Here is a 16,977-nt window from a genome sequence, read left to right as displayed (position 1 = left end):
GGTCACACCAGGCGCCGCGCCGTCGCCCAGCGGGTCAGCTCGTGGCGGTTGGACAGCTGCAGCTTGCGGAGCACCGCGGAGACGTGCGACTCCACCGTCTTCACCGAGATGAACAGCTGCTTGGCGATCTCCTTGTACGCGTAGCCGCGGGCGATCAGCCGCAGCACCTCCCGCTCGCGCTGGGTGAGACGGTCGAGGTCCTCGTCCACCGGCGGGGCGTCGGTCGACGCGAAGGCGTCCAGGACGAACCCGGCCAGCCGCGGCGAGAAGACCGCGTCCCCCTCCTGCACCCGGAAGACCGAGTCGATCAGATCGGCGCCGGTGATCGTCTTGGTGACGTAACCGCGCGCGCCGCCCCGGATGACACCGATGACGTCCTCCGCCGCGTCCGACACGGACAGCGCGAGGAAACGCACCGGCCGCTCCGCGTCCCCCATCAACGAGGCGCAGCGCCGCAGCACTTCGACGCCGCCGCCTCCGGGCAGGTGCACGTCGAGCAGCACCACCTCGGGCCGGGTCGCGGTGATGACCGTGACCGCCTGGTCGACGTCGGCGGCCTCGCCGACCACCTCCACACCCGTCTGCTCGGTCTGTCCGATCTCCGCCTGGACCCCCGTGCGGAACATGCGGTGGTCGTCGACGAGGACCACGCGCACACGACGCCCCCCGGTGCCGCCGGCCGGCTCCGCGGGCCCGTCCCCCGGTGCCGCTTCCGCCGCTGCGTTCGCCTCGGTCGGCTCGCTCATGACGTCTTCTCCGCCCTCTCCATCTCCAGCTCGACCTCCGTGCCGCCGTCGGGCACCGCGCGCAGCCGCGCCGTGCCGCCGTTGCGTTCCATGCGGCCGATGATCGATTCTCTGACGCCCATGCGGTCGGCGGGTATCGAGTCGAGGTCGAACCCGGGACCTCGGTCCCGGACGGACACGAACACCGTCCTCCCCTCGACCTCCGCGTAGACCTGGACCGCGCCTCCCTCGCCACCGTACTTGGCGGCGTTGACCATCGCTTCCCTCGCGGCCTGCATCTGCGCGCCGATCCTCTCGTCGAGGGGGCAGTCGCCCACGACGACGACCTCGAGGGGGACGCCGTGCTTGTCCTCGACCTCGGCGGCGTTGCGCTTCACCGCCTCGGCGAGGGTGGTGGGCTCCTCGTCCTCGTCCTTGCCGTTCCCCTCCGGCTTGTAGAGCCAGGCGCGCAGGTCGCGCTCCTGGGCGCGGGCCAGGCGGCGCACCTCGCCCGGGTTGTCCGCGTTGCGCTGGATCAGCGTGAGCGTGTGCAGCACGGAGTCGTGGACGTGGGCGGCGACCTCGGCCCGCTCCTGGGCGCGGATGCGCATCAGGCGCTCCTCGGAGAGGTCCTGGGTCATGCGCACGAGGTAGGGGCCGGCGAGGAGCGTGATGCCGACGAGGACCGCGAGGGCGGCCTGCAGCACCGCGCCGAGGTGGCTGCCGGAGCCGCGCAGGACGAAGATGCCGGAGGCTCCCGCCGTCACCAGCAGCACACCGGCCACCGCCCGCAGCAGCGTGACCGTGCGCCGGCGGCGGCCGACCTCCATCCAGCGGGCCCGGCGCGCGTTGTCCGCCTGTCGCCACACCAGGGCCACGCCCGCCCCGACCAGGACGGTCGGCCAGAGGTAGGCCCGCGCGCCGTTGGTCAGGTCCACGCTGCCCACGAAGATCATGGCCACCACGACCATGAGAAGCAGGGCGACGATCTGCCCCTTGTCCGGTTTCCGCGTGACGAGTCTGCGGCGGCCGTCCGGGGCCGTCTCGGTGGTGACGGGCGAGGGCGGCCTCTGGGCGTCGACGCCGCCCACCCCGAGCGGCACGAAGAACCAGAACGCGGCGTACAGCAGGGCCCCGAGACCGTCGGCCATGAACAGGGCGACGAACGCGAGGCGCACCCAGATCACGGGCAGGCCGAGATGCCCGGCGAGCCCCCGCGCCACCCCACCGAGCCAGCGTCCGTCACTGCTGCGGTAGAGCTTGCGCGGCGGCCGCGGTTCGGTGGGGGACGCTGCTGCGGCTTCCGACATGGCAACGATGGTCACACGCCGCGCAAGCCGGGACATCAGGGTCCGCCCCGGAGACGCCCCTGATCTCGGCCCGTGGGCGGCCGACTCGGGCCGAGGAGCAGTCGGCCTCGGGCCGAGGGCGACCGGAGCCAGGCCGAGAGGCGACCGGCTCCGGCCGCAGTGCTCCGACACCGGACCGAGAGGCGACCAACTTCGGCCACGGACCCCCGGCACCGGACCGAGAGACGGCCAGCCCCGTTCGCGGGACCCCCGGCTCCGGGCCGAGCGTCCCGCTGCCCGCTGCCCGCTGCCCGCGTCCCGGACGTCCCGGGCCCGGCTCAGGGACGGATATCAGGGTCCGGCCAGGGTCGTTCCGACTGCCGCCGGGGCGGCTCGCCCGTCACCATGGACCCATGACGGATCACCAGCATGCCGCGGGGGATCCGGGACCGGGCTCGGGCCCGCGTCCCGGATCCGGTCCCGGCGCGCCCGCCGCGGACTCCGCGGGCGCGGGCGGGCGCACGGACGCGGGGAAGGAGGGGACGGCCGGAGCACCGGCCGGGACCACGGCCGGAGCGGAGCCGGCGGGCCCCGGCCGGCACTTCCGCCGCGACCGGCGGCACCAGATGTTCGGCGGGGTCTGCTCCGGTCTCGCCCGGCAGTACGACATGGACCCGGTGATCTTCCGGATCACGCTGGCGGTGCTGTCCGCGACCGGCGGCATCGGCCTGATCTTCTACGGCTTCGCCTGGCTGTTCGTCCCGTACGACGACGAGGAGGAGAACCAGGTCCGCCGGCTGCTCACCGGCCGGGTCGACGGCCACACCCTGGCGGCGGTGCTGTTCGCGCTGGTCGGCTGCGGTGTCTTCCTCTCCATGCTGAGCAACGACGGGGTGCTGAGCTTCGCCGTCATACTGTCCCTGCTGCTCGCGGGCGCCGCCTACTGGTCGAAGCAACGTGGTACGCCGAGCCCGGACCCGATAGCCGCGCAGGCCGCCGCGGACGCCCCGCCGGAGCCGCAGGCCCCGCCCGCCCCGGCCGCGTACCCGTCGTGGTGGCGCGAGCCCATCGTCAAGGACGGCACCTACGTCGGGGGCACGGGCTATCTGTGGGGCCCCGAGGACTCCCGGGACCTGGACATCGCCACCGCGGTCGGTGTCGGCGTCCGCTCCGGGACCGGCGGCGGAGCCAAGGACACGTGGCGCCCGCCACAGGCCCGCCCGCCGAAACCCAGGGGGCCGCGCGGGATCGGCGGCTGGGTGTTCCTGTTGGCCCTGCTCGCGGCCGGTCTGGGCACAGGCCTCACCTGGGAGACGCAGTCCCTCGGCACCAGCCTCCAGACGGGCCTGGCGTGCGCCCTCGGCGTCACCGGCCTCGGCATCGCCGTCAGCGCCTTCCTGGGCCGCACGGGAGCCGGGTCCATCGTCCTCGCGATCCTCACGGCGGGCCTGCTCGCCGGATCGACCGCGATGCCCGACGACATCGGCACCGACTGGCACCGCACCGGCTGGCAGCCCGCCTCGGTCGCCCAGATACACCCGGTGTACGACCTGGGCGCCGGCGAGGGCCGGTTGGACCTGTCGACGGTCCGCGTTCCCGAGGGCGACACGGTCTCCACCGAGGTCGAGGTGGGACTGGGCCGGATCCATGTGATCGTCCCCCGGGACGTGACCGTGCGGCTGCGCGTCGAGGTGGGGCTCGGTGACATCCAGCTGCCGGGCGACGGACGGAAGGACGTGGACGTGGCACCGGGCAAGTACAAGGAAGCAACCCTGAAGCCGCCCGCAGGCGCCGGAAAGGCGGGCACGCTGCGGCTGGACCTCAGGGTCGGCGCCGGACAGGCGGAGGTGAGCCGTGCTGCGTCATGAGTTCCGGCCCGGCCGGCTGATCGCCGGCACCGCCCTCGTCGCGACCGCGGTGGTCTACGGCGGGGACGCGGGAGGGGCCTGGGAGACACCCTGGTTCGTGGTGATCCCGCTCGTCGTGGGCGGCCTGTGCCTGGCCGGGACGGTGGGCTTCGTGACCGGGCGGGTGCGCCACCGCCGCGCCCGCCTGCACCCGAGAGGAGCGGAGGCGACTGACGGCTGACGGCTGACGGGAGGCTAGGAGGTCTCGCGTCGGCGGCGCGCGCGGGGGCGGCGTCCAGGGACAGCAGCCGCGGAGGGCGGCGTCCAGGGACAGCAGCGGGGCCCCGGCCAGGATCAGCGGGGTCCAGGCCATGAGGTACGGCAGGTTACTGGCCTACTGCTGTTACAGGGTCCCCTCATGAAGACAGTGCGGGTACTGATCGCCCTCCGGATCAGCAATGAGACCGACTCGTCCACCTCTCTGGAACGGCAGTTGCGGGACTGCATGGCCTACGTCCACGAGAGGCGACACCTTGAGTGGCAGGTCGTAGGAGTGGCCAAGGACGCCCACATCTCCGCTACCAAATCTCATCCGTTCGAGAGACCGGAACTCGGAGAGTGGCTGAACAACAGAGCACCTGAATTTGATCTCCTGCTTTTCTGGAAGATGGACAGGTTCGTCCGCAAATTCGTTGACATGCAGGACATGATCAAATGGGCGACTGCACATGGCGGCAAGTCTCTGGTTTCCGTCAAGGAATCGGTACTCGATACGCTCGGCCCTTTTCGGCACGTCATCATCGATCTATTCGCGGCTATTGATGAGAAACTCATGGGGTTCTCGTCCAGGGTGTAACGGACGTGTGGGCTGCCGAAGTAGCCGCGGACGATGTGCGGTTGTCGCTGGCGTCTGCGGAAGAAGCGGCGGCTCTCTGCGGCGAGTTCGGCCTGGTCCCGGGCCCGGTGCTGCTTGGGCAGGCTGTGCTTGAGGTCGGCGTTGACCAACTCGTCAGGGTTGAGCTCGGGCGAATACGGGGGCAGGAAGTACAGCTCGACGTCGTCGGGGTGGGTGGCGAGCCAGTCCCGAACCTTTTTCGAGCGGTGCGCGGAGTGCCCGTCGACCACAAGGTGAATCTTGTGGTCGAAGTGGCCGGCGAGCCGGTCCAGGAAGCGGCACATCACCTCGGCGGTGAAGTGCTCGGTGAAGACCATGAAGTGCATCCGGGCCTTGGTGCTGATCGCAGACATCGCGTTCACCGAGAACCGGTTCCCGCTCCGCCGCACCACGGGTGTCCTGCCTTTCTCGCCCCAGGTGCGGCCGGTGAGCTGGTCGGAGCGGATGCCGACCTGGTCGGCGAACAGAATCTCGCCGCCGCCCCTCTTCGCCTTCGCCCGGATCGCCGGCCATGTCTCCTCGTGCCAGCGGCGCACGGCCTCCGGGTCCTGTTCCACAGCCCGCTTGTCCGGACGCTGGAAGGACAGCCCCCATCGCCTGGTACGTGCCCACTCCGGGCTCGGCCAGCCACACCCGGTACAGCTTCGCGACCAGCTCGCCGACCAGCCGACGCGTCCACCATTGTCCACTCAACCCCACGTCACAGGGCCGGTGGTCGAGGATCGCCTGCCGCACGGCGGCCTGCTCGGCCTCCCCGAGCACCTGGTGCACGCCGACCGGCTTGCCCCGCGGCCCCATGACCAGCGCACCACGGCCGCCCGCCTGCCACTTCGCCCACCACTTGTCGACCGCCTTCAGCGACACCCCGAAGACCGCCGCCACGTCCTCACGCTCCCGCCCCGCCACCAACGCGGCCACCGCCCGCAGCCGCAGGGCCTCCTGCACCGACGGCGACAAATGCCGTGCGTCCCCCACCAGATCGCTCACACCCCACCAACGACCCGGAACCCGAACCGTTTCGGATCAATAGCGGGCGCCAGCGCGCGAAATCCCTCAGCGGCGGGGCCGCTGAGGGACGACATGTGCGTCCAGGTCACCTTCCTGACCTTTGGCGAGCGATCGCCAGCCCGGTCAAGGTCAGACCGCCCACGGCCGCGAGCACCCCAGCCCCCAGGAGGGCGTAGTTTTCGTTGCTGACGCCCAGGATGATGCAGAGCACTCCGAAAGCGGTTCCCAGTACTACGAAGAGCGTGAGCTTTGTCGCGGGATTGCTGGCCATGGTTTCACCTCGGGGTTGTCCCCTGGTGACGACTGGAGCAGTCGTCACCAGGGGCTTCATTGGCTTCGCTGATACGGGGGTGGCGTCCCCCGGGTCATCCGTAGGAAATGATGTCTGCGTTCATCAGGCCTGCTCCTGCTCCGACTCCACAGGCCAGAGCGCCCGATGCCACGGTGCCCGCCGTTCCGAAGAAGCCGGTCGCTGCCTGAATGACGCCGGTCTCGGCTGCAGCGCCGATCCCAGCCAGGCAGCCAGTGGCGGCGCTGAAGATCGTTTCTCCCGCGTCGAGGACATCAGAGAAGCTCAACAATCCGGTGGGATCGGCGTTGTTGACGGGGTCGCCGGCGGCGTACAGGTAGGGGTTGGTTTCCTGGCCGGAGGGGTCGGGCTGGGTGAAGCGGCCGAGTGACGGGTCGTAGTAGCGGTGGCCCATCTTGTACAGGCCGGTCGGGTCCAGGTAGGCGCCCGCGTAGCGGTAGGGCTGGGGGACGGCCTCGGTTGTGGTGCCGCGGGGCAGGCCGGTGGGACCGTAGGCGTAGGTGTGGGTGCGCTTGCCGGTGTCGTCGGCGAGGCCGAGGACGTTGCCGGTGGCGTCGGTGAGGTAGTAGTAGGACTTCCCCCCAGTCGTCATGGAGTTCAGCGTGCCCGCCGGTTCGCGGATGAATCCGGTGTCGACGCCGTTCGTGCTCGTGGACGCGAGACCGAGGGCCGTGTGGTGGAACCAGGTCGAGCCGAGCTTGGTGCGCTCGTAGTTGCTGGTGCCGGCGTGGACCAGGTCGTAGGTCGTGCCACCCGCGGTGATGCCGGAGAGCTGGCTGTAGTCGGTCCAGGTCCCGTTCGTGCGGGCGGTGCCGCTGGCCGCGGCGGTCTCATGGCCGAGCTTGTCGTAGGACCAGCCGGTGGTGGAGCCGTTCTTGCCGGTCAGTTCGCTGGGGTCGTTGTAGGTGTAGGTCGTGCCGCCAGGGCAGGCGTTCTTGCTGCCGTCCTGGCTGGTGAGGTTGCCCGCCTTGTCCCAGCAGTACAGCCACGACGCCTTCCGCGCACCCGCCGCGTCGGCTTCCAGGGCGTAGGTGAGGCGGTCCTGGGAGTCGTAGGTGTAGGTGGTCTTGTAGTTGGTGAGGTGGTCGGTGCGGGTGCGGATCTTGGTGGTGTCCTTGCCCGCGCTGGCGTAGCTGTAGGTCAGGTCGACGAAGGTCTGCGTGCCGGAGGTGGTCTTGATCCGCTGGGGGCGGCCGTTGTCGTCGAGGGTGACGGTCTGGGTGGTGCCGCCGGGGTAGACGGTCTTGGTGCGCTTGCCGTTGTTGTCGTAGTCGAAGTCGGTCCTCTTGCCGTCCGGCGCGGTCAGGTGGTCCAGGCGGCCGGCCTTGTCCCAGGTGTAGTCCGTCTTCCCGGTCGGGTCGGTGTAGAAGTCGACGTCACCGCCCGGGGTGTAGGCCAGCGCCGTCTGCGCGCCGTTCTGCAGGGTGCGCACGCTCTCGCGGTTGAGCTCGTCGTAGTCCCACTCGGTGGTGCCCGAGGCGTCCGTGCGGGACTTGACGTTGCCGTCGCCGTCGTAGGAGAAGGTGACGGTGGCGTTGGTGGAGGACACCTTGGTGACGCGGTCGCGGGTGTCGTAGGCGTAGACGGTGGTGATGCCGCGGCCGTCGGTGACCGTCTCCACCCGGCCCAGCGCGTCATGGGTGTAGGTCGTCTCGCCCAGCGGCGCCGGGGGCTTGACCTTGATCAGGTTGCCCTTGCCGTCGTAGGTGAAGGAGGTGACCTTGCCGTTGCCGTCCTTGGCGGTGCAGCGCTGGCCCTCGAACCCGCCGCAGGTGGGGGTGTCCTTGTTGTAGGTGTACTCGCGGGTGGCGCCGGCGGTGCCCGTGGTGGTGACCGACAGCGTGTTGCCGTTGGTGTCGTACGTGAAGGTGTCCTTGCGGCCGTCGGCGCCGGTCATGTCGCTGGGCAGGTCGGTGCCGGCGATCGTCTGGTACTGGGAGACCTGGGCGGTGGCGCCCATCGGAAGCTTCTGGGAGACGGGGTTGTTGCGGCCGTCCCAGCCGTACGTGGTCGTGTTGCCGCCCGTGCCGTCCGCACCCGTGCCCATCGCGTCGGTCGCGGTCTGGGTCAGGTGGTTCTTGTACGTGGCGTGGCGGGAGTGGCCGAGTGGGTCGGTGACCTTGGTGACCTCGCCGTCGGCGTTGTGGACGTACTTCGTGGCGTCGCCGTCGGGGTCGGTGACCGTGGTGGTGCCCGCGTCCTGCGGGGTGGGGGCGGTGTAGTCGTAGCGCCAGGTCGGGCCCGTGTGCCCGCTCGACGACGACTGGGTGGCGCGCTGCATGGAGGTGACGCGGTTGTGGCTGTCGTAGGTGAAGAGGGTGACGGTGCCCTCGGGGGTGGTCACCTTCGTCAGGCGGCGGGAGGCATCGTACGCGTAGGTGGTGGCCCTGCCCGCCGTGTCTGCCACCTTGGTCAGGTTGCCGGATCCGTCGAGGTCGAGGACGGCGGTGCGGCCGGTGTGGTCCTTGGCCTGCCACTGGTTCGGGTAGGTCTTGACCAGGTCGATCCAGCGGCCGGAGCGGGCCTCGGTGAGCTTGAAGCCCTTGTGCTCGGCGCCCTCGTCGTGCTGGTCGACGGTGATCGTGCCGTCGTTCCTGTCCGTCACCCTCGTGAGGGTGCCGTGCTCGTTGTAGGTGTCCTTGGTGCCGGACTTGCGGTCGGTGAGGGTGTAGGTGCCGTCCGCGTTCTTCTTCAGGTCCTTCGAGTAGCCGGCCGGCGTGGTGTACGTGCCGTCCGCGTTGGCGGTGAAGCGCAGCAGCTCGCCGGTGGCGTCGAAGACGTCGACTTCTCCGTCGTTGATCTGCAGGTAGCGCTCGTATCCCTGCCACCAGCGCTGGGAGACCTTCCCCCACGGGGCTTCCAGGGAGTTGTAGGTGCGGGTGAGCTGGAGTTTCTGGCCGACGCCGGCGATGTCGAAGTCCGTGGCCGCCAGCATCAGGTTGCCGTTGGAGACGTTCACCCGCGCCACCAGGGCGTCGTTCAGGCGGGTGTCGACGATCTGGTGCCAGGGCACCTCGCCCTGCCCCTCGGGCAGATGGCCGGACGCAGCGACGCCCGCGGCAGCCGCAGAACGGGACGTCGAACCCTTGGCGGGTTCCGCACCGGTGGTGCGGGCCTTCTGGTCTTCTCGCCAGGCTGCGACCTCGGCCGACGGCTCGGCTTCCGCCTGTGAGCCGGGGGCCCGGGTCGGTCCGGCCGGCGTGGCGGGAGCCTCGACCTTCGTCGGCTTCGTCCACGGGCTCTCCGGCTCGGGTAGTTGCGGCTTCGCAGTCGCCGCCAGACCGGGAGCGGCGGCGATCACCACGGCGGCCGTGGTGATCGCGGAGACGAGAGCGGTTCGGTGTGTTCTCCGGGCACGCCGGAACGGCGTGTGCGCAACGCGCGGATGCATCGGCTTCCCCCCACAGGAAGTCAGAAGTGCGCCAGACAGACGGTCAAACCCGGTGACCCGACACGGTCACCGGCGCCTCACAAGCTGTCACAAGGCACACACAAAGCGACGCACCGTGCCCTCGGAGGTCCTCTGTATGCGGGCCGGAACCAGCCCCACCGCTTCGGCGGAACAAAACGGGACTTCAATACCTCAACCACCATGAGGGAAGGGTGGAATTGATAATTCCGTTACTGGCTCCGGGGGCCGTCTTGACCGAGACCTGCTGACCCGCGGTTTCCTCATGGAAGTCGAGGTCAGCGACCGCATTCTTTCGGCCATGTTCAAACCTGTCCGCTTCGCTGCCGAGCAGCACTCATCGAGTGTCCCTGCCGGTCACGGCGTGAAAGCACCGGGCGGAGAAGTTGGCTCAGAGGACGCGGTGCCCACGGAAGGCATCTGCGGCCCCGCTCCACCAAATGCACACTGGGCCCGTCCTGCATGCGTGGTCCCCCAGCTCGCGGCAACCACCCCCGTCGTGAAGGACATCCCTCCGATGAGCACACCGGGCGGACGCACGCCCTGCCCCCACCCCACCCGTCACCACCGCGTCTCCGCGCCTCGGCTCACGCGCTCCGCGCAACGGGCTGGACGCCTGCTGTGCTGGAGCCTCGCCGCCGGCATGACCACCGCCGCCACCGACCTGCTTCTCGCACCTCGGTCACCGTGGTGGGACGCAGTGTGGCCTCTGCCCTGGTACACCACCTGCGCCATTACCCTCGCCTGGGCCCTTCTGCGCACCCGCGAGAAAGCCTCACACCCCTCATCCGGCGAGAGACCCTTCCAGAACGGCTGGGGCCAAGCCGCACAGAACCGCAGCAAGCCACGGGACCAACCGGAGACCGACCGCCCGCGCCGAGGATGTCGAGCTGCACTTTCTGCCGCCGTCCCCGCCCGAGCTCAACCCCGACGAACTGGTCAACCCCGACCTCAAGCACAGCCTGCCCAGACAGCACCGGGCCCGGAAGCAGGCCGAACTCACCGTCGGAACGCGCCAGCTCTTCCGCATACGCCAACGCCAGCCGCACATCGTCCGCGGCTACTTCGGCAGCCCACACGTCCGTTACACCCTGGACGAGAACCCCATGAGTTTCTCATCAATAGGCCCTGAGCCCTCCAGTGTCCCTCTGAGCGCCGTCTCACAAACGATCAATTATGAGATAGTAATGACCACACGGCCACGGTCGGCAGGTCAAGGGGGAGAGCGTTACGGTCATAGCCAAGGCCCTGGGAGTCTCCAGGGCGACGCTCTACCGTCACCTCTCCTAGCTGACAGCTCCCCCAGACAGGCTCCTGACCCGTTGGCCAGGGGCCTTCTTCATGCCCGTTTCCGCTGGTCACACCCCTAGTGGCGCCCTCGGCCACGCCGGTTCCTGATCAGGGCATCCAGTGACCAGAAGGGCGCGCCAGCCAGTACGAGGGGTACCCAGCAAAACATGTACGGCAGGTCGTTGCCGTAGTAGTAGGGCTCGGCGGCCCAGCTCACGGTCAGCCACAGGCTGAGCGAGATCAGCGCTCCGCCGAGGGCGGCGATCCGGGTGAGCAGCCCGAGCAGGGTGCCGATGCCGACGGCCAGCTCGCCGAAGGCCATGGCGTAGCCGAAGCCGACGGGGCTCTCCAGCGCCACGTCGACCAGTCCGGGGAGGGCGGAGGAGTCGCGGACGGCGCGCATCATGTCGCCGATCGATCCGGCCCCGGAGTCCTTGAGGAAGGCACTGTCGGTGAGCTTGTCGAGGCCGGCGTAGACGAAGGTGACGCCGAGGAAGATCCGCAGCGGCAGCAGGGCGTAGCGGGCGGCGGTGTCCCACAGCCCTCCGTCACCGTCGGGACGGGGGGTGTAGGTGTCTGCGCGCATGCCGTGCGTCATTCGTCCGCTGCCTCTCGACTCCGGTCCCACCTGGACAGATCGAACGTACGGCACTCGGCGCCGGTTGGACCCGGCCGACAGCGTTTTCTCAGGGAAGCGACAGCGACTCACCAGCTACGACACCGCGTGCGGGGTGCGGGCCGACCGCACCCCGTACGCGCCGCCCCTGACTCCGCGCCCCGGCGCCCCGGCGCCCCGGCACCCCGTCACTCCGTGACGTCGATGGTGTAGCGGTTGGTCTCCACGCCGGCCGCGGTGACCACCTGCACGTCGACCCGGCCGGGCTCCACCTCCGCCGGCACGGGCACGGTCAGCAGGTCGTCGGTCGGGTTGTCGAAGCCGCCCACCACCGGCACCAGCGGGACGTGGACGTTCACCGCGCCGACGCGTACCACCATGCGCGCCAGCCGGTCCGCGCCCTGCGCCCCGGCCGGCACGAACCCGGTGCCGCGGATCTCGATGTCGTCGCCGGTCCGGATCGGCGCGTCCAGGTCACCGGCCTCCCGGGCCCGTACCACGGACAGGATCACCGGGCGCCCGCCCTCGGCGTACTTTCCGGCGAGGTAGGTGCCCGCCGACACCAGCACCACCACGGCCAGCCCCCACGGCAGGTCCGGGAGCTGGTCCGGGCGGCGGGCGAGCCGCACGGCCGCGAAGGCGAGGGCGACGCCGTTGATCACGACGTACTGGATGTCGGCGAAGCTGCCCCGGCCCGAGTCGTCGGTGAGCAGATCGGCCGCCCGGGGCCGGTGGGCGCGCACCTTCTGCAGCCGCTGCCCCTGCACCCGGAGCCCGACCACCCGGCGCACCAGCACCGCGATCCCGCAGACCACGGCCAGGACGGTCACCACGCCGGCGCCGCGGGCGAGTTCCAGTCCGTCGATCAGCGCGTCCCGCTCCCGGGGCCCGGAGGCGGCCGCCAGCCGTCCCACCAGCACGAGCACCGCGAAGGCGAGGAACAGCACCCAGGCGCCGGCCACCGCGCGCGACGTGGAGAGCCGGTTGTCCTCGCCGATGACCGGGGCCAGCGCGCCGCCGCGCGCCCGGTGGAACCAGGACGCCGCGGTGAGCGCCCCCGCCACCAGCACCGCGGACAGCAGCCCGGCGGTGCGTGCGGAGGTCCAGCCCGCGCCGATCGCGGTGAGCGCCTGCACGAGCAGCAGCGCGAGGACCCCGGCCCAGACCACGGCCGCGGTCCGCTGCCACAGGCGGGCCAGCCAGGCGGCGCCCTCGGCCCGGCCGCGTTCGGCCACCGCCTCGGCGGCCTGGGCGAGTTCCTCGGAGACCCACTGCCGGGAGGCGGAGGCGGAGTGGGCCACCGCGGCCGGGAGTCCCTGGCCGGCGGCGTACTCGTCCCGCTTCACCAGGAACGCGGCGACCGCGCGCCGATGCCCCTCACGCGCCCCGTGCGGACAGTCCCCGCAGGTGCAACCGCCCTCGTGGGCAGCCGGGCCCGCTCCGCCCCGTCTCGCCTCCTGCACCGCCACGCCCGAAGCCGCCTTCCCCACTGCTGACCCATCCCGGCACACCACGACCGCCGTCGGCGGCCATCGGACAACTCCCCCGCATCGAGAGCGAATTGTGCCCTACGCCACGCCCGCCCCGACCTCCGGGCCCGGTCGTTGTGGGTGAACTTCGAGGCGCCGGATTGACGCACGCGCCCCCGGCGGCACGCATGACCGGCACGCACGACCGACACGCACGGCTGACACGCCCGAGTGGCACGAACGAGTGGCACGAACGACCCGCGCTCAGTCCAGCAGATCCGGCTCGCTCCGCGTGATCTCCCGCCACATCGGCTGGTAGTTGATCCACGCCACCAGGTCCCCACCGAGCTGCTCCCGCGTGGCCACCGCCTGCCGGTGGCCGATCAGCACGGGACGGCCGGCCGCCCGCGCGGTGAGCTGCACCTGACAGGAGCGCTCCATGGTCACGAACCACCAGGCCGCCGCGTCCACCGAGTCGCCCACGGTCAGCAGCCCGTGGTTGCGCAGCACCAGCGCCTTGCGGGAGCCGAGGGTGGCGGCGATCCGGCGGCCCTCCTCGGGGTCGACGGTGACGGAGGTGTAGGCGTCGTAGAGGGCGTGGTCCTCGTAGAAGGCGCAGCTCTCCTGGGTGATCGGGTCGAGCAGCTCGCCGAGGGCGGCGAGGGCGCGGCCGTGCACCGAGTGACAGTGGGCGACGGCGACGACGTCGGGCCGGGCCGCGTGCACCTGGGCGTGCACGGTGAAGGCGGCCTGGTTGACGTGGTGTCCGCCCTCGACGACCTGGCCGTCCTGGTTGGCGAGCACCAGGTCGCTGACCGTGACGTGCCGGAACGGCATGCCGAACGGGTTGACCCAGAAGCAGTCGCTGAACTCGGGGTCGCGTGCGGTGATGTGCCCGGAGACACCGTCCTCGTAGCCGAGCCGCCCGAACAGCCGCAGCGCGCCCGCCAGCCGCTCCTTGCGGTGCCTGCGCTCGTCCTCGACGGACTCGTGCATGGGCGGCATGGCGAACTGCAGTTTGTCGGTGGGCACCGGCAGGGGCGGAGTGGGCCCGTGCATGAGTCCTCCCGCGGGGGGTTCGCGTACGGGGCGGAAGGTACCGGTGGGCCGCGCCGTACGACAGCTCTGTTCCGTAACGCCGGACACCCGCCGGATACCCGGTGGAACACCCGAATACCCGACAGAGGATGTCGGGTATCCACGTCACACTCGCTCCATGAGCACGATCAAGGACAGTGTGAACGCCACGGACGACAGGCGCACGGAGAAAGAAGCCGTCGGTTGGGGGGACTTCGCCGCGGCCGAGCCGGACCTGGCGCGGACCGTCGAGGAGCGCTTCGCCGCCCACACGCACCACGTCCTCGCGACCCTGCGCAGGGACGGCTCGCCGCGCACCACGGGTCTGGAGGTGCGCTTCCTGAACGGCGAGCTGTGGTTCGGCATGATGCCGGGGTCGATGAAGGCGCTGGACCTGCGCCGCGACCCCCGCTTCGCGCTCCAGGCCAACCCGGGCGAGGGCACGACCATGGGCGGCGGTGACGTACGGATCGCCGGGCGGGCGGTCGAGGTGCCGGAGGAGGACACGGAGACCCGGGCCCGGTACGCCGAAGAGGTGGAACCGCCGGAGCCGTTCCACCTCTTCCGCACCGAGGTCACGGAGGTCGTGCGGACCTACGTGGAGGACGAGACGTATCTCGTCGTGCAGGTCTGGAGGCCCGGAGCGCCGGTGCGCACGCGCAAGCGGACCTGACCGCGGGAGTACTCGGGGACTACTCCCACTCGATGGTCCCCGGCGGCTTGGACGTCACGTCCAGCACGACCCGGTTGACGTCGCGGACCTCGTTGGTGATGCGGGTGGAGATCTTCGCGAGGACGTCGTACGGCAGCCGCGACCAGTCGGCGGTCATGGCGTCCTCGCTGGAGACCGGGCGCAGCACGATCGGGTGACCGTAGGTGCGGCCGTCGCCCTGGACGCCGACCGACCGGACGTCGGCGAGCAGCACCACGGGGCACTGCCAGATGTCCCGGTCGAGGCCGGCCGCGGTCAGTTCCTCGCGGGCGATGGCGTCGGCCTCGCGGAGCAGGTCGAGCCGCTCCTTGGTGACCTCGCCGACGATGCGGATGCCGAGGCCGGGACCGGGGAAGGGCTGGCGGTGGACGATCTCCTCGGGCAGGCCGAGCTCCTGGCCGACCATCCGGACCTCGTCCTTGAACAGCTGGCGCAGCGGCTCGATGAGCTTGAACTCGAGGTCCTCGGGCAGCCCGCCCACGTTGTGGTGGGACTTGATGTTGGCGGTGCCGGTGCCGCCGCCGGACTCGACGACGTCCGGGTAGAGGGTGCCCTGCACCAGGAACTCCACCGCGGGACCCTCGTCGGCGATGATCTCGGCCTGGGCCTGCTCGAAGACCCGGATGAACTCGCGACCGATGATCTTCCGCTTCTGCTCGGGGTCGGAGACCCCGGCCAGCGCCTTCAGGAACCGCTCCTCGGCGTCGACGACCTTCAGCTGGACGCCGGTCGCGGCGACGAAGTCCTTCTCGACCTGCTCGGTCTCGCCCTTGCGCATCAGGCCGTGGTCGACGTAGACGCAGGTCAGCTGGGAGCCGATGGCCTTCTGCACCAGGGCGGCGGCGACGGCGGAGTCCACGCCGCCGGACAGGCCGCAGATGGCGCGCTTGTCGCCGACCAGCTCACGGATGGCGGCCACCTGCTCGTCGATGACGTTGCCGGTGGTCCAGTCCGGCTTGAGGCCGGCGCCGCGGTACAGGAAGTGCTCCAGCACCTGCTGCCCGTACGTGGAGTGCATCACCTCGGGGTGGTACTGGACGCCGTAGAGCTTCTTCTCGTCGTTCTCGAAGGCGGCGACCGGCACGACGTCCGTGGACGCGGTGACGGTGAAGCCCTCGGGGGCGGCGGAGCAGGCGTCGCCGTGCGACATCCAGACCGCCTGCTCCTCGGGGGTGCCCTCGAAGAGGGTGGAGGAGTTCTTGGCGACGTGCAGGCCGGTGCGGCCGTACTCACGGGCGCCGGTGTTGTCCACCTGGCCGCCCAGGGTCTGCGCCATGAGCTGGAAGCCGTAGCACATGCCGAAGACGGGGACGCCGGCCTCGAAGAGCTCGCGGTCGAGGCGGGGGGCGCCTTCCTCGTACACGGACGAGGGGCCGCCGGAGAGGATGATCGCCGCGGGGTTCTTGGCGAGGATGTCCGCGACCGGCATGGTGCTCGGCACGATCTCGCTGTAGACCCGCGCCTCGCGGACGCGACGGGCGATGAGCTGGGCGTACTGCGCGCCGAAGTCGACGACCAGGACGGTGTCGGGCGCGTTGGCAGCGGGAGTCGCTGATGACACGAGGTGCCTTCCGGCGGTGGGGAGGGGTCTTGTGCCTCCCGATTCTACCGAGACGGCGGCGGGGTCCGTCCCGGGCCGCGCACCGCACGGCGTCCCGCGCCCCGTCTCAGCATGCGGGCCGGACGTTGGACGGACCGGCCCGGCCCGGCATACTGGCCGCATGCTCACGCACCCGACCTTCCTCTTTACCTATGGCACCCGGCCCGCCGGCTGCCATGGTCGTGCTGCTTGAGCAACTGACAAGCGACTTCCCAGGCGCCCCGGGCCGACATGGTCCGGGGCGCCTGGCGTTTCACCGACCGTGTCGCCCCGGGCCCCGCACCACCACTCACCGAGGAGCCCTGACATGACCGCCACCACCACCGAGCCCACCGAGAAGACCGGCGCCCGCACCGCCGAGGCCGCCGCGCTGATCGGCGACGCCCGTGAACGGATCGACGCGCTCGACGACCGGATCATCGGGCTGGTGCAGGAGCGGATGGCGGTGTCCGCCGTGATCCAGCAGGAGCGGATCGCCTCCGGCGGCCGGCGCGTGAACCTCTCCCGCGAGATGGAGATCCTCGCCACCTACCGGGAGGCCCTGGGCAGGCCGGGCACCGCACTCGCGATGACCCTGCTGGAGCTGTGCCGGGGGAAGATCTGAACCCCGCCGGAGCCGTGCCGGGGAAGGCCTGAACCCCGCCGGAGCCGTGCCGGGGAAGGCCTGAACCCCGCCGGAGCCGTGCCGGGGAAGGCCTGAACCCCGCCGGAGCCGTGCCGGGGAAGGCCT

General features: G+C 70.7%; 14 protein-coding genes and 2 pseudogenes. 6 read left to right on the top strand and 10 right to left on the bottom strand.

What is annotated here, in order from left to right; translation table 11 throughout:
* Window positions 1-2 precede the first annotated feature (2 nt).
* Together ACWH4W_RS09750 and ACWH4W_RS09745 are read right to left on the bottom strand one after the other, a co-directional pair.
* Entirely contained in the window at window positions 3-746 is a 744-nt protein-coding gene (locus ACWH4W_RS09750; protein ID WP_473075370.1) for a LuxR C-terminal-related transcriptional regulator, read from the bottom strand.
* A complete protein-coding gene (locus ACWH4W_RS09745; RefSeq protein ID WP_473075369.1) occupies window positions 743-2,035 on the bottom strand; it encodes a PspC domain-containing protein in 1,293 nt (430 codons plus the stop codon). The genes ACWH4W_RS09750 and ACWH4W_RS09745 overlap by 4 nt, the downstream gene beginning before the upstream one ends.
* A gap of 392 nt (window positions 2,036-2,427) precedes the next feature.
* Here ACWH4W_RS09745 and ACWH4W_RS09740 point away from each other — a divergent pair, with 392 nt between their 5' ends.
* The 3 genes from ACWH4W_RS09740 to ACWH4W_RS09730 all read left to right on the top strand — a co-directional run bounded on the left by ACWH4W_RS09740 (window position 2,428) and on the right by ACWH4W_RS09730 (window position 4,717).
* Window positions 2,428-3,882, top strand: a complete 1,455-nt coding sequence (locus ACWH4W_RS09740; RefSeq protein WP_473075368.1) for a PspC domain-containing protein — start codon at window positions 2,428-2,430, stop codon at window positions 3,880-3,882.
* On the top strand, window positions 3,869-4,102 hold the full coding sequence (locus ACWH4W_RS09735; RefSeq protein WP_473075367.1) for a hypothetical protein: 234 nt from the start codon (window positions 3,869-3,871) through the stop codon (window positions 4,100-4,102). The genes ACWH4W_RS09740 and ACWH4W_RS09735 overlap by 14 nt, the downstream gene beginning before the upstream one ends.
* 177 nt (window positions 4,103-4,279) lie before the next feature.
* Entirely contained in the window at window positions 4,280-4,717 is a 438-nt protein-coding gene (locus ACWH4W_RS09730; protein ID WP_473075366.1) for a recombinase family protein, read from the top strand.
* Window positions 4,718-4,827: 110 nt separating this feature from the next.
* Here ACWH4W_RS09730 and ACWH4W_RS09725 read toward each other — a convergent pair.
* From ACWH4W_RS09725 to ACWH4W_RS09710, 4 genes and pseudogenes are all read right to left on the bottom strand, one after another.
* A pseudogene (locus tag ACWH4W_RS09725) lies at window positions 4,828-5,445 on the bottom strand (IS630 family transposase); the annotation flags it as partial.
* 404 nt (window positions 5,446-5,849) lie between these two features.
* On the bottom strand, window positions 5,850-6,035 hold the full coding sequence (locus ACWH4W_RS09720; RefSeq protein WP_473075365.1) for a hypothetical protein: 186 nt from the start codon (window positions 6,033-6,035) through the stop codon (window positions 5,850-5,852).
* Between the two features lie 94 nt (window positions 6,036-6,129).
* Window positions 6,130-9,378 carry an RHS repeat-associated core domain-containing protein gene (locus tag ACWH4W_RS09715; RefSeq protein WP_473075364.1) on the bottom strand — a complete coding sequence of 1,083 codons (3,249 nt, stop codon included), beginning with the start codon at window positions 9,376-9,378 and terminating at the stop codon, window positions 6,130-6,132.
* Between the two features lie 271 nt (window positions 9,379-9,649).
* Window positions 9,650-9,820 (bottom strand): hypothetical protein, encoded by a 171-nt coding sequence (locus ACWH4W_RS09710; protein ID WP_473075363.1) that lies wholly within the window; start codon window positions 9,818-9,820, stop codon window positions 9,650-9,652.
* Between the two features lie 884 nt (window positions 9,821-10,704).
* Here ACWH4W_RS09710 and ACWH4W_RS09705 point away from each other — a divergent pair.
* A pseudogene (locus ACWH4W_RS09705) lies at window positions 10,705-10,773 on the top strand (helix-turn-helix domain-containing protein); the annotation flags it as partial.
* 76 nt (window positions 10,774-10,849) lie between these two features.
* Here ACWH4W_RS09705 and ACWH4W_RS09700 read toward each other — a convergent pair.
* The 3 genes from ACWH4W_RS09700 to ACWH4W_RS09690 form a co-directional block, all read right to left on the bottom strand.
* Window positions 10,850-11,371: a DoxX family protein gene (locus tag ACWH4W_RS09700; protein ID WP_473075362.1), complete on the bottom strand. Its 522-nt coding sequence runs from the start codon at window positions 11,369-11,371 to the stop codon at window positions 10,850-10,852.
* Between the two features lie 206 nt (window positions 11,372-11,577).
* The gene (locus ACWH4W_RS09695; RefSeq protein ID WP_473075361.1) at window positions 11,578-12,858 is read right to left on the bottom strand and encodes a hypothetical protein; all 1,281 of its coding nucleotides are present in this window, start codon (window positions 12,856-12,858) and stop codon (window positions 11,578-11,580) included.
* Between the two features lie 264 nt (window positions 12,859-13,122).
* Window positions 13,123-13,917 carry a class II aldolase/adducin family protein gene (locus ACWH4W_RS09690; RefSeq protein WP_473075360.1) on the bottom strand — a complete coding sequence of 265 codons (795 nt, stop codon included), beginning with the start codon at window positions 13,915-13,917 and terminating at the stop codon, window positions 13,123-13,125.
* A 157-nt stretch (window positions 13,918-14,074) separates the two neighbouring features.
* Between ACWH4W_RS09690 and ACWH4W_RS09685 the strand changes: the two genes are divergently transcribed.
* Window positions 14,075-14,608 carry a pyridoxamine 5'-phosphate oxidase family protein gene (locus ACWH4W_RS09685; RefSeq protein ID WP_473075359.1) on the top strand — a complete coding sequence of 178 codons (534 nt, stop codon included), beginning with the start codon at window positions 14,075-14,077 and terminating at the stop codon, window positions 14,606-14,608.
* Between the two features lie 19 nt (window positions 14,609-14,627).
* Here the strand turns inward: ACWH4W_RS09685 and guaA are convergent, their stop codons facing one another.
* Entirely contained in the window at window positions 14,628-16,208 is a 1,581-nt protein-coding gene (gene guaA / locus ACWH4W_RS09680) for a glutamine-hydrolyzing GMP synthase (RefSeq protein WP_473075358.1), read from the bottom strand.
* A gap of 346 nt (window positions 16,209-16,554) precedes the next feature.
* On the opposite strand from guaA, the gene ACWH4W_RS09675 reads away from it, so the two are divergent.
* Entirely contained in the window at window positions 16,555-16,851 is a 297-nt protein-coding gene (locus ACWH4W_RS09675) for a chorismate mutase (RefSeq protein ID WP_473075357.1), read from the top strand.
* Window positions 16,852-16,977: the final 126 nt, after the last annotated feature.

This window comes from Streptomyces sp. DSM 120436, assembly GCF_055778765.1.
Note: the sequence above shows the minus strand (reverse complement) of the source record. Positions and strands in the feature narration are given on the sequence as shown.